The sequence below is a fragment of the Sulfidibacter corallicola genome (assembly GCF_017498545.1).
Lineage (GTDB): Bacteria > Acidobacteriota > Holophagae > Acanthopleuribacterales > Acanthopleuribacteraceae > Sulfidibacter > Sulfidibacter corallicola.
Genome location: NZ_CP071793.1, coordinates 2,321,638 through 2,342,310, shown reverse-complemented (window position 1 = coordinate 2,342,310; position 20,673 = coordinate 2,321,638). Strand labels below are relative to the sequence as shown.

The window sequence follows — 20,673 nt, the reverse complement described above, 5'->3', positions numbered from 1 at the left end:
AAGTGGCGTTTCGGCGCGTGAACCGGGCCCACCCAATTTTGCCCAGGCCCGAGGCCAGCGGCCCGAAACCGTCCCCCGTCGAAAAGCCTTCGAAGAAAAGGCCTGTCCGTTTCGGGATGGATCCTAGCTGGCTTGAACGATGGGTTCTTCGCGCAGGGACAGGTCGTAGATTTTGCAGCACGAGTGCCAGGGAATCCTCTTGAATGGATACTGGCCCTCGAACTCGAAGGTGTTGTAGTCGATTCTGGCGACTTCCGAGAATCCCAAGTCGTGAAGACCCTTTTGCGAAAACGAGCCCGTGGCGTGGGCGATCGTGTTGTGGAACCCTTCGGCGCGCACGATGTCGAGTGTCAACTGAAACAATTTCGCGGCTAACTGGTTGCCCTTGACTGCCGTTTTTCCCTTCTGTTGCTTGTAGAACTGGTGATCGACACCGGCCATCAACAAGTAACAGACTTCACCAAAAGAAAATGACTTTCCGTCACGATAAATGATGTCCAATTCTTCAAGTACTTTAAAAACTGGAGCGAACTTTGGTGTTACTCGTTCTATCTCCTCGGGAGCAGGAGTTGCATAGTCGTGGTTAATGGAAAAACCGGTAACGCGATTTCCAAATTGTTTATCCCTCATAATCAGGGAAACTTTTTCTTTTACAGCTAATTCACAGAACATCCTTGCGAAAGGACGAAAGTCTTTTTCGGTGATTCCGGCTCTCTGGGTAATTGGTTCATTTTGCGGAAATACCCGGCATAGACATTCGATGGTTTCTTCTAAGTCGTTTTCTGTGAGTGGGCTATAAGTGACCGAGTGGTGCCGCGTAGGTAAAATAGGACTGGCGACCGCCATAGGACAGACCTCCGTTTGTTAAGTTTGCTTCTGGTTTCATTCCTGGTGGGTGAGTCAAGCGCTCCATGGTCAGCGCGTGAAAACGCCGTTCTTGACTCACTATGGTTGGCATGGCAGATGACCGGGTTTAGCGGAAAGAGATGAAACGTTGCACTTGGAGGTTAATATCGGTCGGTCAAGCTGAATTAGATAAAAAAATGGATGCCTTTAATATGATTATCGGAAAAACATATGACCTTTTCAACCTAAAGTACTTGTAAGACCGCTATGGACGGCCCGTTCCTGCCTCGTTCGCCTGACCTCTCCGGTGTGGCCCTCTTCAGCGCACGGACCCCTACCGACGTTCTTCGCCTGTGGCTCGGAACGTTTTGTGGTGACCGCGTCACCCCTTGGAGATTCAGGCTTTGGGTTTGATTTTCAGGCCGAGTTTGGCGGCCATTTGTTCAAACCCCTTTTTGGAAATCATGTACGCCCACTGGGAGTAGTGTTTGTATTGGCGTACCAACCGCACTTCCTTGTAGGTGTTGCGGTCCCCGAAAATCAAGTCGCCGAGGTGATCTTTCAAATTGCGCCAGATGGTGTCGTTCTGGTTCAAGTCGCTGTCGTTGGCTGAAAGAGCGAAGGCTTTCCCCCAGTGGGAGATCGGGTGAAATCCTTCTTTTTTTGCCTCGGCAAAATCTTCGGTCTCTTCGAGAAGTGGGTCCTGCTTGAGCAGATGACTCGGTGGGGCGATGGGATATTGGCGTAACCCCATACATTCCCTCAGATCGGCGCCCATCAAAATGGCGCCCTTGAGATTGGCGTCTCTCAGGTCCGCGTAACGCAAATCGGCTCCGGTAAGGTCCGCAGCGCCCAGGTTGGCCTGATTCAAAATCGCGTTGCGTAAATCCACGCCGCGAAGAACCGCACCGCCCAGGTGGGCAAAGGACAGATCCGCCCCGCGTAGGTTCTTGCCGCTGAGATTGACGCCTCCGAGAGAGTGACCGGAAAGGTTCGCTCCGCTCAGATCGCGAGTCTCGAGTATTTCCTCAAGCTTCATGTGTGACCTCTGTCTCCCATTCATAAGTCTTTTTGTGTTGAGGAGGTGTGATCTGGATCACCGAATAATGTGCCTCTTTTTACATTGTAAGGGAAGTGACGGGTGGTGTGTGTAAAAAAGTGGTTTGGTGTCGTAAAAAAGACGCCTTGGGGCCATCACCGCTCTGGAAGCGCCACTTTGAGCAGATCGTCGATTTGGTTGCGCAGCGTGATCAACTGGGCCAGGGTCTCCTGTTGGTCCAGGTTCTCCAACAAGATGATCTGTTTGGTCAGAACGGCCCGGTAGTAGTATTTCAATTTTGCCTGAACCAGCAGGGCCTCAACTTCCTTCAGCGATTTGAGCGCCTTGGGGGCACCCATCGACAGGGGCAACGAGGCTTCGGTGGCGCGAGCCAGGACCCAGTGGGTCTGCAGGATGAAGGAGTCGTGGGGTGCCGGGTTGAATTTTTGGAACTGGATCAACCAGCCGCGAGGCGGTCGTTCCTTCATTTCCCAGGCGGCCCGCATCGCCAGGGAGAGGAACAGATAGCGGTCGTGGTAGTTGACCGGCAAGTCCATGGAGTCTTTGGCGCGCGTGCGGATGAGTTCCCAGGCCTCCTCGTAGCGACCGTTCATCAGGAGGTGCTCCAGGCGCACGATGGCGATGACGGGATGCAGCTTTTCCAGGCCGAAGCGTTCGAGATACCGTTCGGCGATCACCAGGTATTCGTCGGAGGTGTGGTCGGGGGCCAGCGTGTTCTTGATCTTGTAGGTCAGCAGGGCCTGGAGGACCAGGAAATGGGGACCGCCCTGGTGCTGTTGGGTGGAGGTGGCGTTCTGGGCCGCATTGAGGTACTCGCGGGCCTTGTTGAAGTCGCCCATGAAATAGCGGATGAACGCCAATTGGCAGTAGAGTGGAAAGGTGTTCGGCGGATTGCTCTTGAGTTGGGCCAGCAGGCGTTTTCCGGCCGCGATCACCTCGTTGGCGAGCATTTGGGAGAGGGGCAGCTCCAACTGCCAGTGTTTGAGTTTCGGATAGATTTTGCGGCCTTCGTCCAGTTCCTTGAAATAGACGTTGCCCTCGCCCTTGAACTGCCAGGAAAGCCGGCCGAAGGCCCTTTTGGTCTCCGAGCGAATCCGTGCCGAGCAGGTTTCGCCCAGTTTGAACAGCGCGCGGGCGTCGCCGAAGGCGTCTTCCAGTTGATCGAGTTTCTGGAAACAGAGCATCCGTCCCCGCAGGGAACGGAGTTCCTCCATCTTGGAGAGATTGGGAATCTTGAGACTTTCGTTGTAATAGGAAATGGCTTCCCTGGGTTGATTGCCCGACAGGTGGACTTCGGCCAGCTTCAGGTTGACCAGGTTGCGGGCCTGCTTGTTTTCCATCCGATCCATCATTTCCAGGCTTAGCTCGTAGAAGTAGACGGCCTTGTCCATGTCCTTGGCTTCCAACGAGCTGTTGCCCGCCAGGTAGGCGTACTTGACGGCCCGCACGTGATTGGCGCTGTTGGCGTAGTGATAGGCCACCTTTTCCAGGGTGAGGATGTCGTTGGTCGGCAGTCCCTTTTCGATGGCGCGGGCGGCTGCGTGGTGCCAGAAGCGCTTGTCCTCTTCGGACATCTGCTCGGTCACGATTTTCAGCAGGGCCGGCGCATTGAAGTTCAGCTTGTTGGTACCTTCCTCGCTCTCCGAGAGGATGCCCTGCTTGAGAAGGGACATGACTTCCTCGATGACCTTCTCCTCTTGCCAGCCCAACATGTTTTGGAGGGTGGCGTAGTCGACGCCGTTGCCGACGATCGAGGCCGCGCGCAGCAGGGTGATGGCGTCCTCGGGCTGGCGCGAGACTTTTTTCATCAGGGCCTGGTGGATCGAGACCGGCACGTCCAGGTCGTCGACGGAACGCACGTCGATCGTGCCCTTGTTGATGAAGACGTGGTCGTCCTCGTACAGCCGCGAAAACAGTTCGATGCTGTAGAAGGGATTGCCGGAGCCGCGCTCCATGAGGAACTTGCGCAGTTTCTCGGAAAACGGGAGGCGCGTCGCGATCGGCAACATGTCCTGCAGCAGGTCGCAGATCTGCTTTTCTTCCAGCGGATTCAGGGGAATCTCGGTCATGTCCGGCCCCGACTTGAGCCGTGCCACGAATTGATTGTAGGCCTTCTTGGAATGGTCGGGCGAGGCCGAGAGCAACAGCAGCAGTTTCTTGCTGCCCACCTGTTCCCAGAACAGGGTGAGCCAGCCGTAGAAGCGTTCGGGCGCGTTCTGGGCGTTGTCCAGCAGAATGACGATGGGACCGCGAACCGTCAGGGTTTGAATCAGCTTGATGAAATTGATGGCCAGGACCTGAAGCTTGCGCCCGGGTGAGAGGTGGTCGAACTTGCTGACCGATTTGGTGTCGAAATAGCGGCCCAAATAGCGCGATACGCTGGAGAGAAAGGGGTAGACGTCGCGAAAGACGGTTTTCACCTCTTCCGGCTTCATATTGCGGATCAGGGAATCCATCAAGGTGCCCACCGGGTCCTGGGCGGGTACCGCCTCCTCGGCGAAGTGGACCTGCATGAAAATCGGTTCCTTGAACTGAACCCGGGAACGCCATTCCTTCAATACCGAGGTCCGTCCCATGCCTGGCTCGCCGATGACCAGCGCCGCCTGGGGGTGGGTGCTGTCCAGGGTTTGGATCAGCCGCTCCAATTTGGCGATGGCCTCGTCGCGGCCGATCAGCGGCGGCGGCAGCAGGGGCGTGCCCCAGCCTTCGATGCCCGAGGTGAAGTCCAGGTCCGAGGCATCGAAATCGACCGTTTTGACTTCCTTCTGCAGCAACCCCTTCAACCTCGACTTGAGGGCGTTGGCCGTGGGCGGGCGCTTGCCGGGCTCCTTGGCCAGCAGATCGTGCAGAATCGACTGCATCTGCTTGGAGCACTCCTGCGTGTGCTGGTCGATCGGGATCGGGTCCTCGAAGACCGTCTTGAAGATGTAGCCCACCACGTCCTTGGCTTCGTAGGGCAACTTGAGGCTGATGATGCGGTACATGATCACGCCGAGGCTGTAGAGATCCGAGCGGGGATCCAGCGAGGTGCCGCGCGCCTGTTCGGGACTGAGGTAGTGGACCGTGCCGACGATCATGCCGCTCTGGGTGTCCTCGTCCTCCTGGGTACTCAACTGCTTCAGGAGCCCGAAATCCAGCATCTTCACGTGGAACTCGGAGAGGATGTTGCCCTTGTCCATGGTGATGAAGAGGTTGTCCGGCTTCAGGTCGCGGTGCACTTCCTGGAAGTCGTGAATGTAGCTCAGGATGTCGCAGGCCTGGATGGCCAACCTTACGGCGAAATTCTCGCGATCCGCCACGCTGAAGATCAGCGGATTGTGCTCCATGTCCTCGATGACGTTGGAGAGCGTCTTGCCGCGCACCCACTCCATCGAGAAGAACGGCGGCGCATGTTCGAAAAAGCCTTCGAACACCTTGACGATGCCGTCGTTGTCCATTTTCTTCAGGGCGAGGTATTCCCGCTTGAAGCGGTTGAGGGTGACCTCGGTGACCGTCTTCAACGTCTTGAGCGCGACGACCTTTTCATTGCGCGTGTCGACCGCCCGGTAGACCGTGCCGTTTCCACCTGAGCCCAGCACTTCCAAAATGTCGTAGTGCAGAAGTTTTTCTGGTTCGGTTACCGTGGACATGAATCAATCAACCCTGGGTTTCGGGATCGAGCGTTGGTGGCCATTCGGGTCGGAATCACCGGCAACTTCCGGTTTTTTCCGGCGGGATGGTCACGGGATCGAATGTCGCGCGTCAGATCACGGTCACAGGGGTTTGCGGGTGACTGGCGCTGATTTCATTCGGTCGTGGATGTCGTGTCAATTCAGGGGATTTGTTCCAGAAAATCCCTGGTTTCGGTTGGGCACGAGTTGGTGATTGATGGGCCGCTCGAGGGCATCGAGTGGCGGGACGAGAAACGGACGAGCACGCAGGGTATTGAGGAAATATTGCTTACATCTTATCAGGTTTCCGAAGGCTTGGCTTGAAATTCGAGAGGGAGCGGCCGGCTTCGATCCTACATGGGAGCTTCGATTTACGCGCTCCCGGCCGACGCCCCTCACCAGCTCGAGCGGGTTCCGGCGGCGATGTCCGGGCACCGGGTCGAAGCCTTGGTTCCTCATGGCTTCGCGTTTGCCTCTCATCGTCGATTCCGGCTTTACATCACTGGGAAAATCAACTAATTTTGGGAACTTATCGGCTACTGTTACCCGCTTGCCACGGGCGTCGTACCTTGGTTTCGTCCGAAACGGTGCGACGGAAACCGTGAGGAGGATGATGAATGTTCGAGGCGGTATCTCCCAAAACCAATTTTCCGGAGCTCGAGGAGAAAATCCTCGACTTCTGGCAGCGCAACCGCATTTTCGAAAAATCGGTTGAAAATCGCGCCGGCGCGCCCGAATACGTATTTTTCGACGGCCCGCCGTTCGCCACCGGATTGCCGCACTACGGCCACCTCCTCGCGGGTACTATTAAAGATATCGTTCCTCGCTATTGGACGATGCACGGCTATCGCGTCGAGCGCCGCTTCGGTTGGGACTGCCACGGTTTGCCCGTGGAGAACGAGGCGCTCAAGGATTTGAAGGAATTGGAGGGGTTGAGCCTCTCCGGCAAGTACGACATCGAAAAGTATGGCGTCGCCAAGTTCAACGAATACTGTCGTTCCATCGTCCTGCGCTACACCAAGGAATGGGAAATCGTGGTCAGGCGCATGGGGCGCTGGGTCGACTTCGAGAACGGCTACCGCACCATGGACAAGAGCTTCATGGAGTCGATCTGGTGGGTGTTCAAGCAATTGTGGGACAAGGGCCTGGTCTACAAGGGTTATCGCGTGATGCCCTTTTCCTGGAAGCTGTCCACGCCGCTCTCCAACTTCGAAGCGAAGATGAATTACCAGGACGTTCAGGACCCGGCCGTCACGATCAAGTTCCGGCTGAAGGATTCCGAGAACACTTCGTTCCTGGCCTGGACCACCACCCCCTGGACCCTGCCTTCCAACCTGGCCCTCGCCGTGGGCGAGGACATCACCTATGCCGAAGTTCGCGATGCCGAAACCGGCGAACACTACATCCTGGCCGAAGCACTGGTGGAGGCCCACGAAAAACTGTTGAAGCGCGGCCTCGAGAAAGTGGCCACCCACGAGGCGCGTGCGCTCGTCGGTCGCGAATACCTGCCGCCCTTCGACTACTTCGAAGCCGAGCGCGAGCACAAGGCCTTTCGCGTCATCACCTCCGGGCACGTCACCACCAAGGACGGTACCGGCATCGTCCACATGGCGCCGGCATTCGGTGAGGACGACTTCTGGGCCTGCAAGGAAGCCGGGCTGCGCCTGGTGGATCCCGTCGACGTGGAAGGGACCTTCACCGATCCCGTCACCGATTTCAAGGGCATGATGGTCAAGGATGCCGACAGGCACATCATTCGTCACCTGAAGGAGTCCGGCAAGCTGCTGCATCAGGGCACGCTCCAGCACAGCTATCCCTTCTGCTGGCGCACCAACACGCCGTTGATCTACAAGGCGATCGACACCTGGTTCGTCAGCGTGGAAAAGATCAAGGACCGTTTGCTCAACAGCAACGAGCAGATCTGCTGGGTGCCGGAAGCCGTGGGAACCAAGCGCTTCCACAACTGGTTGGAGGAAGCCCGCGATTGGAACATGTCCCGCAACCGCTACTGGGGCACGCCGCTGCCGGTATGGGTCGACGACGCCGGCGAGACCATCGCCGTCGGGTCCGCCGCGGAGTTGGAAGAACTGTGTGGCCAGAAGGTCGACGACCTGCATTCGCACTTCATCGACGAGCTGACCATCGAGAGGGACGGCAAGACCTATCGCCGCATTCCCGAAGTGTTCGATTGTTGGTTCGAGTCGGGCGCCATGCCCTACGCCCAGAACCACTATCCCTTCGAGAACAAGGAAATGGTCGAAGAGCACTTCCCCGCGGACTTCATCGCGGAGGGCCTCGACCAGACCCGGGGTTGGTTCTATACCTTGACGGTCCTGTCCACCGCCCTGTTCGACAAGCCCGCCTTCAAGAACGTGGTGGTCAACGGGCTCATCCTGGCCGAAGACGGCTCGAAAATGTCCAAGTCCAAGAAGAACTACCCGGATCCGATGGTCATCATCGACGAGTACGGCGCCGATTGCCTGCGCGCCTACCTGATCAATTCTCCCGTGGTTCGGGCCGAGCCCCTGAAGTTTTCCGAAACCGGAATCTCGCAAATCTACCGCGGCGTGGTCTCGCCCCTGTGGAACGCCTACAGCTTCTTCGTGACCTACGCCAACCTCGACAACTACCGGCCCGAGGGCGCGCTCACGGATTCCACCCACGAGCTCGACGTCTGGATTCTCTCGCGATTCCAGTCGCTCGTCGCCGACGTGACCCGTCACATGGAGCACAACCTGCTCTACAACGTGGTCCCCGAGCTCCAGGAATTCATCGACGAGCTCACCAACTGGTACATCCGGCGGTCGCGCCGGCGGTTCTGGCGTGCGGACAGCGATGGCGACAAGCAACAGGCCTACAATACCCTGTACTACGTCCTGCGCGAGTTCGCCAAGGTCATGGCGCCTTTCCAGCCTTTCCTGTGCGAGGCCATCTACCAGAATCTCACCCGATTGGAAAGCGACCGCATCGAGAGTGTGCACCTGTGTGATTTCCCCAAGCCGATCGAGGAGCGGATCAATATCGAGGTCGAAAAGGACATGGCGCTGGTTCGTCGCATCGTCGACATGGGGCGCTCGTTGCGAGCCGCACACAACCTGAAGGTGCGCCAGCCGCTGGGAGAGCTCAGCGTGGTGGTTCCCCACGAGCAGGATGCGGTCGTGGAGGCGATGGGCGACATCATCGCCGAAGAACTCAACGTCAAGAAGATCCTGGTACTCGAAGACGAGACCTCGTTGGTTCACTACACCGCGCGGCCCAATCTCAAGGTGCTGGGCCCTCGTCTGGGCAAGGCCCTCAAACAGCTCCAGGGTGCGATTCGCGAAATGGGTCATGCCGATATCGTGGCCCTGCAGGAAAACGGCTCGATCGAACTCGCCGGGCACGAGCTGTCCGTCGACGACTTCCTTATCGATCGCAACGAGCGGGAAGAGATGGTGGTTTCCACCGAAGGCGGCCTCACCATCGCGCTGGACACCCACCTGACCGACGAACTCAAATTGGAGGCGGATGCGCGCGAAATGGTCAACCGCATTCAAAACTTGCGCAAGGAGCTCGACTTCAACGTGGAAGACCGCGTGCGCCTGAAGTTGGACGCGGATTGGCTGGCTACCTGTCTGGCGCAACACGGCGACTACATCCAGCGTGAGACCTTGGCCGTCAGCGTCAACGAGGAGGGCTTCGCTCCCGGAACCCTGCACGAGCGCGACGTGAACGGCAAGAACCTGCGCATCGGCATCGAGCGCGTGTGACTCGGGTGGGCGACTCCGCGGTGGGTCGCCCAACCCCAAAACGACAAAGACCGAAGTCAATCGCCCGGGGCGATGCTTCGGTCATTTTCATTTTGGGAAATGGAGCCCAGAAACACGAAAACCCGCCACATGGGCGGGTTTTCGATCGAGTACTCAAGTACCCCCAAGGGGATTCGAACCCCTGTCGCCGCCGTGAAAGGGCGGTGTCCTAGGCCTCTAGACGATGGGGGCAGGCCATGAAAATCTTCTCAGTACCCAGGAAACAATGTCTCTTGGTACCCCCAAGGGGATTTGAACCCCTGTCGCCGCCGTGAAAGGGCGGTGTCCTAGGCCTCTAGACGATGGGGGCACTGAGAAGGAAAGTGGTGACCCGTGATGGGCTCGAACCATCGACACCCTGCTTAAAAGGCAGATGCTCTACCAACTGAGCTAACGGGTCACTCTCGTGTGACGCTCGTTCCCGAGCAACGAGTCGTAATAATAATGGAACCCCCAAGAGCCGTCAACCATTTTTTTGAGATTTTTTGGGGGAGGGCGGGTGAGTGGGTTATCCCATTTCATTACAGTTGTTTGTGTGTGGAATGCGGTCTTTGGAAGGGCGCTCGATTTGCGCTGTTTTGTACAATGTTGTGTGAAATGGGCCTGATTGTTTTCCTATTGATGTGTAATTGATTTGGCTGTGTCGATTTTTTCGGTCTTGTGTTGGTTTTGAAGACGACTTTCTTCTGCTTCCTGGATATCCCAGATTCCGCGCGCGTCGAAGCCGGGTTGGAACCGCGGTTTGGGCGCCGGATCGGGAAAAAAGCGTTGTTTCACCCGCTCGCGCCATGTGGGTTTGGGCGGCGGGGCCAACAGGGCTTCCGCTTCGTGGATGTGGGCCGACGCGTATTCGTACCCGATTTCCACCGCGCGCTCGATTTGGGTGAATTCGGACCAGTGGAGCACCGAGATCGGCGGCCGCCACATCAGGTCGGCGTGTTCCGTCTGGAGTTCCTGGAGGCGAATCTGCGAGGCGGCATTGGCCTGGTTCAGCATGGAGTAGCCCCGTCTGGGGTTGAATTCGGCCGTGTAGTTGTCCGAGACGTCGATGCCGATCACGTGCGGCGCCCCGAAGGCCACCGGAGGACGGGTGGGGATCTTGTTGATCCACCCGCCGTCCACGTAAACCGTGGTGCCGGCCTGGACGCCGGGAAAGACGCCGGGAATGGCCGAGGATGCCATGATGGCCGACCGCAGATAGCCCTCGTGGAACACCACTTCGCGGGCCGCCAACAGGTCGCAGGCGACGGCGAAAAAGGGAATTTTGAGCTGTTTGAAGGTGCGATCGGGGATCAGGGACGACACTTCCGAGCGAAACTCGTCGAAGGAGAGAATCGAGCCCGTGGTCAGGGAGCGGCCCACCAGCCAGCCGTGCCGCATTCTGGCGGCGAGGGTCAAGCGCCGATCGCGACTCTCCTGTTTCTGAACCTGATGGATGACGGTGAATCGGGCCTTGTTGAATTTCTCGCTGTTGACGTGGTGAATGAAGTCGTCGATGACCTGTTCGGCGTCGGGATTGAGGGCGAAGCAGGCGCCCACCAGTGCACCCATGCTGGTGCCGCAGATGCTGGCGATCGGAATTTGGTGTTCCTGGAGCGCCTTGATCACGCCCAGGTGGGCCAGGCCGCGGGCCGCGCCGCCGCCCAAGGCGAGGTGGACCCCGATGCTTCGATCAAGGGCTGGGTTGCTCAACTGCAGGCTCCTTTTGAGGCTGTGGTGAATGACCACATTGTCGCAATCCAATGGCGATGATGAGAAACAGGCTGCAGAGTGCCAGAATGATGGGGAGGTTGAACGGCCGACGCGGCGTCCGGCGCGGCTTGCTCGTGCCGTAATTGTATCGTTTGAGCGCGTTTTGAAAACAGAGAGGGCAAAACACGCCGTTGCCGTTGACCTCGATCAGGCCCTCGATCATGGGCGCCGGCAGGTAGGTGGCGTATTTCTCGAACGTGCGTACGTGTTGGGGACAGAGCGTGTCCCCGCACTGGGTGCAGGCGATGTCGCCGAAGGCGCACTCCGGGCATTCCAGATGAGGCGAACCGCCTTCGTGTTTCGCCCGTTCGGCCTTGGTGCCACCCGCGCGATCGTAGTACTGGCGCAACTCCGCGCCGCAGCCGGTGCACTCGTACCGTCTGTATGCCTTGGCCAGCTCCCCCGCCGGTCGGTGATCCTCCATGGTATCACCACAAATGGGACAGGTGAGGCGATCCATGGTGTGCTCAGGACTCGGGCTGGTAGGGAGCCTCCGAGAGAGCGTCGATTTCCTGCTGGGTCAATCCCAGTTTCAGGAGGTGGGTCGTCGCACCCTTGATGGACTTCTTCTTGACGACGCAGATTTGGAGGCGTTTCGTCCAGGCTTCGATCGCTTTCTTGCGGTAGTGATTCTCTTCGGAAGGCAGGAGCTTGATCTTTTTCTCGTAGAGGTACCCCAGGTTGTTCGCCGCCGGCGAGTGGAACGGATCCAATTCCAGGGCGCGGGTGTAGGCATCCTCGGCCTGTTCGAAATTCATGTTGCATTCGTAGGCGATACCCAGGTTGTTGCAGATCTCGGGATGATCGGGATCCAGCTCGTAGGCGCGCTGGGCGGTTTCCAACTGCGCGTCCGCATCCTTCTCGCGCTGGCACAGCTTGGAGAGGCCCAGGTAGGCCTGCGCCTCGTCGGGATCCAGGTCGAGCACGGTCTGAAAGCACTCCTCGGCCTGATCGTACTTCTTCTGCTGGATGTTGAGAAAGCCCAGTTCGACCCAGGCGTCCATGTTCTGCGAGTCGATGGCGATCGCGTTCTTGAAGTGGCGTTCGGCCAGCGGGAAGTTGTGTTCCTTCTGGGCGAGCAGGCCCATGTTGAAATAGGCGACGGCCAGTTCGGGCTCCAGCTCGATGGCCTGAGTCAGGTTCTGGCGGGCACGGTCGGGATCGCCCTTCTTGATCCACAGGTAACCCAAGGCGTTGTAGACCTCGGCCTCGATGCGTTTGATGGGCTTGCACATCAGCAACTTGGTGAGTTCGCCCATGGCCAGGTCGTAGGCTTCCATGTCCATGAAGGCTTCGGCCAGCAGGAACAGATTGCCCGGATCGTTGGGGTTGGTGTAGGTGGCCTTGCCGAAATAGCGCATGGCCTGCTTGAAGTCGCCGCGTTCGAAATGGAGCGAGGCGAAGGAGTGGCAGGCCCAAACGAAGTGCGGTTCCATCTCGAGCGCTTGGGTGTAGGCGCTCATGGCCTCTTCCTGTTGGCCCAATTCCTGGTGGCACATGCCCTTGAGGCGGGTGGCACGGGCCGCGGGACCCGGTTGTGCGATGGCTTTTTCGCAACAGTCGATGCAGCCATCGAAATGGCCGTGGGCGTACTCGAGCTGGGCGAGGATTTCGTAGGACTGGCGATCGCCGTTTTCCTCGTCGCCGCCGTGGAGGATGTCGCGCAGCATGCGCTCGGCCTCTTCGTCGTTTTCCATGAAGTAATGGGTCAGGGCCAGGTTGCGACGGGCACCGACGTCGCCGGGGCGGCTCTCCAGAATTCCTTCCAGCTCGGTCAGGATCTCTTCGAGGATGTGGGCGGTGTCGAGGCTGCTCGCGATGATCAGCTCGTAATACAGGCTGGCGTGGAACGGATCCTTGGCCAGGCCCCTGCGCGCGTAGGTGATGCACAGGTTGTGGTACGAGCGAATGTTGAACTCGTAGCAGACCTTCGCAAGGAGCTCCACGTTCTCCGGGTTCTCCTTGAGTTCGAGAAGGATTTGCTGTAATTCGTCATCGAAATGCCTCAGATCTACGCCCATTCAAACCCCTTCCCAAGCGTCGCTTCGTGAATTGTGCGGCAACATGTCGCCAAGGCTCGAACCATGAGGACACAGCCCGTAGTCAGCGTTCAGGTCTCAAACCCTTTCCGGAATATCGCTGGGACCCGGCCTTCGAGACACGCCTCGAAACCAAGGAAAACCCTTGAGGATAAAGGTACTGACACCTGACCGCTGATACCTGATTGCGCGCCCCCGGTAAAAGCAAAATTCATCTTACCATTAAGCTTTCCAGATTCTACCCGACAATTCTGATGAAATACAAACTTGTGGTTTCGTGGAGCGAGGACTATATGGATCGGCTGGGCGCCACAGACAAGTGCGGTTTGGGAACTTGGTTGCGGCGCTTCGATATCGCCGGTCGATGGGCGGATTGGATAGTGATCGTCGCATGTGATTGTTTTATCTCACCGTCAAAACGGAAAAACGCTGATAGATTCTTTGTGAGTTCGCCAAAAAGGTTCCCGAAGAGAATTCGTGGGCGAGGCTTCGTCTTTTCGAACGGTGGGCTGTACGGAGAGAGGTGTGGTTGAGCGGGCGGCAAATTTCCTTCCAGCCTCGGCCCCGCCCCCGGCGACCGGGGTTGCCGAGTTCCTGGGATGTGTGAGAATCCCCTTTCGTTACAGCCTTTTAACTTGATCAAAAGATTTGCTTGAGATTAAGATTAGAGAGATTTCATGTTAGTATCAAATTCACGATTTACCACTCGAGAGAGAGCACGAATTTAGGAGCGCGCAATGGGGAAAAGAGTATTGCTTGCCGATGACAGCGCAACCATCCAAAAGTTGGTGGAGATGGCCCTGAGCGACACCGATTACGATCTCACCAGCGTTTCGGACGGGCAGAACGCCGTGGATCTGTTGGAAGAGGTTCAGCCGGACATCATTCTCGCCGACGCCATCATGCCGATGCTGGATGGCTACGAGGTCTGCCGCGCGGTCAAAAGCAATCCTAGGTTCAGCCATATTCCCGTTGTGTTGTTGACCGGCCGGTTTCAACCCTTCGACGAAAACCGGGCGCGCAGCGTCGAGATCGACGAGCGTGTGGTGAAACCGTTCTCCCAGGAACAACTGATTTCCATGATCGACCGCTACGTGGACCGGGACCAGCCCATGCCGCAAATGGTGCCGGAGATGGCGGGTGCCGACGTGGATGCCACGGTCAGCGTCAGCCCGGACGTGCTGACGCGGGAGGCCGCCGAAATGCGCTCCGCGGATGCGCCGGTGGAATTCGAGGATACCGCGGTGGCCGAACCGCTCGATGACGAGGACGACTTTCTCTCCGCCGAAGATTTCGAAATGGAAGAAATCGAGGATGACGAGGTGGTCGAGATGGCCGATTCCGGGGATCCCGCTTCGGATTCCAATGATTTTTCGGCCGGTTTCGGGGACGACCTCGGCGACGACGAGCCTCTGGCGGCATCGCTCGACGCCGGCATCGACGATTCGTTGAGCGACACGGCGGACCAGTCCATGCCCGTCGACGCGAACGACGACTGGAGCGAGCCGGAAGCCCTGGCCGACGACGAAACCGACGACGGCTGGGGAGATACCGAATCGTTGCCCACTCCCACCGAAGCCGAGTTCACGCCCGTCGAATCCGTCGGCGAAGAAGCCCTGCCCCAGGCCAGCGAGGCGGCTTTCCTGCCCTCCGAAGATCTGGACGAGGTCGAGGACGACCCCACGCGGGATGCGGTCAGTGCCTCCGAGGAGATCGAAGAGGCCCGTGAAGCCGGCTTCCTTCCCTATGAGGATGAAAAGACGGAGGATGTGAGCCTCGTCTCAGCGGAATCGAATGACGGCCCGATAGAATTCAACGATGCGGGCGCCGCTTCCGGCAACCATGCCGCCTTTGGAGCGCCCGTCCAGGAGTTGGGGGAACCGTTGATCCCCGCAGATGCCAGCGAAGACGATACCATGGAGCTCACGACCGCCGATCTCGAAGAAGCCGGGCTCGACGACCTGGAGGATCACGAGCTGGAAGAAATCGATGCCGCCCCCTCCTTCGCCGACTATTCCCATGATGATCCAGGCATCATGGACCTTGACGAGGGCGATTTGGCCGAAGAACACGAAGACTCGGATCTTCCCGAGGAAGAGACCCAGCCGCTTGCCGCTGCAACCGAAGAGAACGATTACGATACCGCGCCCGTCGATCGACCCGTACTCGACGAACAGGCTTCGGCGGAATTTGGCGAAGAGGACGTCTTGAGCCTCGACGAAGCCCCGGCCGAAGCCGAAGGTGACGTGCCCGACGCGGTGCTGGACGATGGTGAGCCCGAACTCGAATCCGAGCTCACCGAACCCGATCCCGAGTTCACCGAACCCGAACTGACGGAGGCGGAGCCCGCGGAAGCCGAACCGGTTTACGACGAACTGGACGAGGATTCCCTGGACCTCAGCGGAGACGACGGCAGTATGGACGAGACCGGCGAGGTGCTCGACGAGCCGGACGAGCTCGAAATCGAAGAAATCGAGCAGCCGTTGTTGGCCGACGAGGTGGAAGAGATTCCCGCCGAGGAAGAGCCCTTGGGCTTGGAAGAGGCTGCGCCTTTCGAAGAGACCGCCCCCGCGGAAGAACCGCTCGAAGAGGTCGACCTGAATCCTTTGGAGACCGAGGTTTCCGAGGAATCGCCGCTGGGCGAGTTCGCCGGAGGCCCCGGATTCGACGAACCGTTCGAGCCGGCTGAAGACAACCCGCTCGACATTCAGACCGAGGAACTGGACACCGAACCGGTTTCCGCCGAGATGCCGTTGCTCGACGAGGTGGAAGAACCCGTTCAGCCCGAAGCGGCACCGGTGGCCGTGGCCGAACAGGAGCTGGCCGCCCCCGCCCCGGTGGCCGCAGCGACGACCGGCCCGATCGCCGAAGCCATGGCCGAAGTGGCCGCAGGTCAGTTGACCGAAGAGCAAATGGATGAAATTGCCGATCGGGTCGCCGATCGCGTGCTCGAGAAGCTGGTGCCCGACAACGTCCGCGAGATCGTGTGGCAGGTGGTGCCCGAGCTGGCCGAGGCCATGATCAAGAAGCGCATCTACGAGCTGGAGCAGAGCGTCGAGGAGGAATGAGGCGCTTGGCGTGAGGCGGGTGCATCGGCATGAGAGCCGCTCTTGCACCCGTGTCGGCGGGCATTGCCGAACCGGCCGCTTCGCTTCGCAACGGAATGGCCCGGCGAATGGCGGTCGAGCGGCACGCTTCGGCCCCACGGATTTCCGATTTTCTGTCACAATGTGGCCTTGTCTCGCGGCCGGGCGATCTCCCTCCCCGGATCGGCGCGATGTATGTGCCGTGCGGCAACAGGTATTTTGAGGTGACCCCATGAATGGATCACATGGTTTCAATTTGTTCGGATCGGGTGTTCGCGTCACCAGCCAGGTCTCGGTTTCCGCTGAAAACACGAGACGATCGTTTCGCGGGCTGATCCTGCTCGCCGGTGTGTTGGCGTGTCTCGGCAGCCCCGCGCTCGCCTTGGACGACACCCTCGATCGCGGCGTCCTTCAGTTCAAGACCCGGTTCTCCACTTGGGGAGCCGACGAATATCTCGACCGCGACAAAATCTCCATTCCCTTGAGTGGCCTTTCGGATTACGACGATTTCACCGAAAACCGCCTCGATCTCGATTTTGCCTTTGGTTGGGGCAACGGGCTGACCCTGGTCTGGAACACCAGCTACGTGGAGCGCGAAATCGAAGGCCCGGCCGGGTCCATCAAGACCAGCGGGATCGACGGCGTCTACGCCGGTGTTCGCCAACGCCTGAGCGGCAACCTCGACGGCACCCGGTTCATGGCGGAGACCGGTATCTGGTATCCGGCCGAGGCCGATCAGAACGATCCCCTGCCGATCGAATACGAGGGGCTGAGTTGGATCTTCATCATGAGTTACAACCAGACCTTCTACCCCACTCAAGGTGGCTTCGAGATGGATTTCGGCTACCGCTTCCGCAACGAGGATCCCGAGGACGAGTACTTTTTCGACACCTCGCTCAACCTCCAAGTCATGAAAATCGGTTACCTGAAGCTCCACTATCACATGGTCGAAAGTCGCAAAAACAGCGGTAGCGCCTTTGACGTCTTGGAGTACGCGACTGATCGCGGCCGGCAGACGGTGGGATTGGATCTCTTTACCGACCTTGGACGACGTTGGCGGATCGATATCGGCTATCAGACTACCGTAAATGGGCGAAATGTTTTCGATGGAGACGGCGCCAAGCTCTCCTTGACCTGGACTCGCTAGGCCGCCGAGGCGCTGCCCGGGTGCGCGGCACTTCCGTCGAAATCGAATGGTAACAAGTGTTTTCTTGCCTGGGGCGGTTTCCAGGATGTTAGAATGTGCTCAGTCCAAATCGATACATGAATGGTTGATGCGCTTTTTCGGCCCTATTGGCACGGATTCGCCAACGCTTCCTAAAGAATAAAGTCCTGGTGGCCGCCCGCGAGAGGGTGACTTTTACGGTAGCGCTTGAGGAGTTTTTCAGATGGCCAAAAAACCTGACGATCCAGATGAGGAAAAAACCATTCCTGATCAGCTCTACAAAATAGCCGAGGAATCAGAGGGTGGCGCCGCTCGGGTCATGGATCAGGTTGAGATTTCCATCAATAATTTTGAGGAAATCAAACGGTTGTCCGCCGAGTTGATGGGCTTTCTGTCGCGATCTGAGGAGCAGGATTTCTCGCCCGACGAAGTCATGGCCCGCGTGGAAGATATTTTGAGCTACGCGGAGAACGGCCTGGAAAATCTCGATGGGATTTTGGACCTTTATCAGTATCAGGATATCACCCGGCAGAAGTTGGAAAAGGTCGGTCACCAGTTGATCGACGTTTCCGAATACATTCGCCGCAAGTTGGTTCCGGACGTGACCCGCCTGGCCCATATCCCGCCTTCCGGGAAAGACATTCTGGATCGCGACGCCATCGATGCCGACGCCCAGGTCGACGACGTGGAAGACATCATATCCCAGTTCCTGAAAAACCGGGCCTGACTGCGGCGCTCAGCGACCGTCGCCCGTGAGCCCACCGTAAGTCGTCGCCGGCTAGCCGGCGCCCCTAAGCGGCACCTGCGAATCGGGCTCGGCGAAACCGTCCCCGTGGCGCGTGCCGATTATTTAGGCCCATCCAGCGAACCACCTGGGTGTTGCCGTTCTTCCGTTTCTGGATGGGTATTATCTAGGCTGCGACGGCGCCTGCTTTGCGAGTTTCAGCTTGGCGTAGTTGCGCAGGTTGTTGGTGTAATCGCTCGCCAGGTTCGACTTGCCCAGGTAGACCTGGAACAGCTCCGCAGCCTGGGGCGCCAATTCCAGGGCGGCGAGGGTGTGACGGTCGTGTTTCATGAGATAGCGCCAAGCCCAGGCGTTGTTGCGGATGTAGAGAATCTGATGGGTGATTTTCTGGCGCAGCAGCTCGCGGTGGGCGGTCAGGTCGCCGGCTTCGATGCCTTCGCCCTCGAGATAGGTCGTGAATGCATCGAGTAGCGCATCGTCGGCCTCGAAAGCATCGCTGACCGACTTCATCGCGTCCTGTTTGGAAATGGCGAAATTGAAAAAGGCGTTGTGCTTCGTTTCCAGTGCTTCGATTTCTTGGGGCGACTCCGAAAAGCCCAGATAGACGTCCGGCGTGATGCCGCGCACTTCCAGCACCGAGCGGCCGTGCATGGTTTTGAAGACCTTGTTGGAAAGCTGGGAAAGCGGCGTGAAGTAGATTTTCTCGGACGATTCGGGATTGTAATAGGCGTCCAGCGATTGGTAGTCACCCTGAATGTTGCGACCGGAAGGGGTGTAGTAACGTGCCGTGGTGAGAGCCAGGCCCTTTTCCCCTTCGGCGACCGGAAACACACTTTGAACCAAACCTTTACCCCAAGAGTTGACCCCCAGGATCAGGCCGCGGTCGTGATCCTGAATGGCTCCGGCCACGATTTCCGAGGCGCTGGCGCTGCCGCGATCGATCAACACGACCAGGGGCACCTGGGTGATGGGCGAGGATTTTTCGCTGAAAAATTTCTGATTGGAATTCGAGAGACGACCCTCGGTCGAGACCACCAACTTGTCGCCCGGAACGAACAGGCTGCTGACCGCGATCGCTTGGGGCAACAGGCCGCCGGGGTTGCCGCGCAGGTCCAGAACCAGAAGTTTCATGCCCTTCGTTTCCAGGTCCAGGATGGCTTGGGTCATTTCTTCCGCGGCGGTTTCACCGAAATCCTTCAGGGCCACGTATCCGGTTTCCCGGTTCAGCATGAAATGGGTGCGGACGTTGGTCGAGGGGATCTCCGCCCGGTAGAGGGTGAGGTCGAGGGAGTCCGCGGCGCGCGAAATGGTGACGTCCACCGGCGTGCCCTCTTTGCCGCGAAGGAGCCGGATCGCGTCGTAGAGATCCAGGTTGGCGGTTTCCTGATTGTCGATCTTGCGGATCACGTCGCCTGCGCGAACGCCCGCCCGTGCGGCCGGGGTGCCGTCCACCGGGGAAATGACGGTCAGCTCGTTGTTCTGGTATCCGACGATGATGCCAATGCCGTAAAAGGAGCCCGCCTGATCTTCGCGCAAGGTTTGGTAGCGCTTGGCATTGTAATAACTGGAATGGGGATCGAGCTGGTTCAGCAGGCCTTCGATCGCGCTTTCCACCATCGCCTGGCTGTCCACCTTCACTGCGGATTTGGCACTCGCGACGGTCAGGATCTCGGCCATGGTGTCCAACGAGTCATAAACGGCGGATTTGTCGGCAGCTTGGGGTTGCAAAAAGGTGGTTGTCGTTAGCGCGAGAGCTGCAATAAAAGACAGCTTGGCAATCCCCATGGGCATCCTCCCGGTATGCGAAAGCCGATCTCTACCATTATCGCATCATGGTATTACAAAACGCGAATCGGAGTCGGGAAATGTCTGTAACACATTAAAAAAACGATCGTTCGTTGGCTGGAACACTTTTGGCTTGTGGCTGAGGTCACGTTTTCGCCGGGTCGGGTGTCAAGTTTCGGGATATCGTGTCTCGACCCTCGTGGGTCAAAATTGGTCGAAAAGTCGGCAGGCTTCGCCAGATGCCGATCGCGGTTACTCGATCGAGAAGCCGCACTATCTCGATACGCGCAATTCGGGCCGAAAGTCGTCGGGCGAAAGATGGATCGGGTGTGATTTTCATTCGATTCTGATGTATTCCGGTTGGTCATCTATTCGGAGTAGGAACACGTTTAGTTGAGTATTTCCTTCCAGGACTCTTGCAAAACGAACAATGTCAGGCCAAATATTCTGCCGCCGAAGGGTGACTTTCTTGGGTCCCCTCGCGGTTTTCGGTTATGATTGCCCGCTGTCGGCGAGCTGGTGCCCACCCGGAATCAGGAATCGTTTGAATCGATTCTCCGAAACCGGCCGAGTTCCCAAAGTTCACCGGTATCTACAGTTAGCTATTCCGTTTCAGCCAATTGTCTGGTACTAAAGGTCTTGTTGAGGCCTGGAGCCTGGGGGACGATATCGGGCCCGTCCAGGTGAATTAACTGGGAGACTGACATCTCTAACCCTGCCACGATGGGCACGAGGTCGCTTCCTGGCCGGCACGGGA

Annotated in this window: 11 protein-coding genes and 3 tRNA genes; 4 read left to right on the top strand and 10 right to left on the bottom strand. The window is 58.2% G+C overall.

What is annotated here, in order from left to right; translation table 11 throughout:
* Nucleotides 1-123: 123 nt before the first annotated feature.
* From J3U87_RS06915 to J3U87_RS06905, 3 genes are all read right to left on the bottom strand, one after another.
* Nucleotides 124-846 (bottom strand): hypothetical protein, encoded by a 723-nt coding sequence (locus tag J3U87_RS06915; RefSeq protein WP_237382302.1) that lies wholly within the window; start codon nt 844-846, stop codon nt 124-126.
* Between the two features lie 397 nt (nt 847-1,243).
* The gene (locus J3U87_RS06910) at nt 1,244-1,885 is read right to left on the bottom strand and encodes a pentapeptide repeat-containing protein (protein WP_237382301.1); all 642 of its coding nucleotides are present in this window, start codon (nt 1,883-1,885) and stop codon (nt 1,244-1,246) included.
* 155 nt (nt 1,886-2,040) lie between these two features.
* Nucleotides 2,041-5,535: a serine/threonine-protein kinase gene (locus J3U87_RS06905; protein ID WP_237382300.1), complete on the bottom strand. Its 3,495-nt coding sequence runs from the start codon at nt 5,533-5,535 to the stop codon at nt 2,041-2,043.
* A 638-nt stretch (nt 5,536-6,173) separates the two neighbouring features.
* Here J3U87_RS06905 and ileS point away from each other — a divergent pair.
* Nucleotides 6,174-9,305: an isoleucine--tRNA ligase gene (gene ileS / locus J3U87_RS06900; protein WP_237382299.1), complete on the top strand. Its 3,132-nt coding sequence runs from the start codon at nt 6,174-6,176 to the stop codon at nt 9,303-9,305.
* 158 nt (nt 9,306-9,463) lie between these two features.
* Here ileS and J3U87_RS06895 read toward each other — a convergent pair.
* The 6 genes from J3U87_RS06895 to J3U87_RS06870 all read right to left on the bottom strand — a co-directional run bounded on the left by J3U87_RS06895 (nt 9,464) and on the right by J3U87_RS06870 (nt 13,117).
* A tRNA-Glu gene (locus J3U87_RS06895) sits at nt 9,464-9,536 on the bottom strand.
* Nucleotides 9,537-9,578: 42 nt separating this feature from the next.
* Nucleotides 9,579-9,654: transfer RNA gene (locus tag J3U87_RS06890), tRNA-Glu, on the bottom strand.
* A gap of 14 nt (nt 9,655-9,668) precedes the next feature.
* Nucleotides 9,669-9,744: transfer RNA gene (locus J3U87_RS06885), tRNA-Lys, on the bottom strand.
* Between the two features lie 215 nt (nt 9,745-9,959).
* Entirely contained in the window at nt 9,960-11,036 is a 1,077-nt protein-coding gene (locus J3U87_RS06880) for a patatin-like phospholipase family protein (RefSeq protein WP_237382298.1), read from the bottom strand.
* Nucleotides 11,017-11,520: a hypothetical protein gene (locus tag J3U87_RS06875; protein WP_237382297.1), complete on the bottom strand. Its 504-nt coding sequence runs from the start codon at nt 11,518-11,520 to the stop codon at nt 11,017-11,019. Before J3U87_RS06875 ends, J3U87_RS06880 begins: the two co-directional genes overlap by 20 nt.
* A 43-nt stretch (nt 11,521-11,563) precedes the next feature.
* Nucleotides 11,564-13,117, bottom strand: a complete 1,554-nt coding sequence (locus tag J3U87_RS06870; protein WP_237382296.1) for a tetratricopeptide repeat protein — start codon at nt 13,115-13,117, stop codon at nt 11,564-11,566.
* A 755-nt stretch (nt 13,118-13,872) separates the two neighbouring features.
* Here J3U87_RS06870 and J3U87_RS06865 point away from each other — a divergent pair.
* The 3 genes from J3U87_RS06865 to J3U87_RS06855 all read left to right on the top strand — a co-directional run bounded on the left by J3U87_RS06865 (nt 13,873) and on the right by J3U87_RS06855 (nt 18,113).
* Nucleotides 13,873-16,203, top strand: a complete 2,331-nt coding sequence (locus tag J3U87_RS06865; protein ID WP_237382295.1) for a response regulator — start codon at nt 13,873-13,875, stop codon at nt 16,201-16,203.
* A gap of 250 nt (nt 16,204-16,453) precedes the next feature.
* Nucleotides 16,454-17,368, top strand: coding sequence for a hypothetical protein (locus J3U87_RS06860; protein ID WP_237382294.1), 915 nt, complete (start codon nt 16,454-16,456; stop codon nt 17,366-17,368).
* A gap of 241 nt (nt 17,369-17,609) precedes the next feature.
* On the top strand, nt 17,610-18,113 hold the full coding sequence (locus J3U87_RS06855) for a hypothetical protein (RefSeq protein ID WP_237382293.1): 504 nt from the start codon (nt 17,610-17,612) through the stop codon (nt 18,111-18,113).
* A gap of 180 nt (nt 18,114-18,293) precedes the next feature.
* Here J3U87_RS06855 and J3U87_RS06850 read toward each other — a convergent pair whose 3' ends face one another.
* Nucleotides 18,294-19,916, bottom strand: a complete 1,623-nt coding sequence (locus J3U87_RS06850) for a S41 family peptidase (protein ID WP_237382292.1) — start codon at nt 19,914-19,916, stop codon at nt 18,294-18,296.
* Nucleotides 19,917-20,673 lie beyond the last annotated feature (757 nt).

What these genes read in the sequence shown, in the direction of transcription:
- J3U87_RS06860 (WP_237382294.1), top strand. Translation starts at nt 16,454, where the DNA reads ATGAATGGATCACATGGTTTCAATTTGTTCGGATCGGGTGTTCGCGTC.
- J3U87_RS06850 (WP_237382292.1), bottom strand. Translation starts at nt 19,916, where the DNA reads ATGGGGATTGCCAAGCTGTCTTTTATTGCAGCTCTCGCGCTAACGACA.
- ileS (WP_237382299.1), top strand. Translation starts at nt 6,174, where the DNA reads ATGTTCGAGGCGGTATCTCCCAAAACCAATTTTCCGGAGCTCGAGGAG.
- J3U87_RS06870 (WP_237382296.1), bottom strand. Translation starts at nt 13,117, where the DNA reads ATGGGCGTAGATCTGAGGCATTTCGATGACGAATTACAGCAAATCCTT.
- J3U87_RS06875 (WP_237382297.1), bottom strand. Translation starts at nt 11,520, where the DNA reads ATGGAGGATCACCGACCGGCGGGGGAGCTGGCCAAGGCATACAGACGG.
- J3U87_RS06905 (WP_237382300.1), bottom strand. Translation starts at nt 5,535, where the DNA reads ATGTCCACGGTAACCGAACCAGAAAAACTTCTGCACTACGACATTTTG.
- J3U87_RS06865 (WP_237382295.1), top strand. Translation starts at nt 13,873, where the DNA reads ATGGGGAAAAGAGTATTGCTTGCCGATGACAGCGCAACCATCCAAAAG.
- J3U87_RS06910 (WP_237382301.1), bottom strand. Translation starts at nt 1,885, where the DNA reads ATGAAGCTTGAGGAAATACTCGAGACTCGCGATCTGAGCGGAGCGAAC.
- J3U87_RS06915 (WP_237382302.1), bottom strand. Translation starts at nt 846, where the DNA reads ATGGCGGTCGCCAGTCCTATTTTACCTACGCGGCACCACTCGGTCACT.
- J3U87_RS06855 (WP_237382293.1), top strand. Translation starts at nt 17,610, where the DNA reads ATGGCCAAAAAACCTGACGATCCAGATGAGGAAAAAACCATTCCTGAT.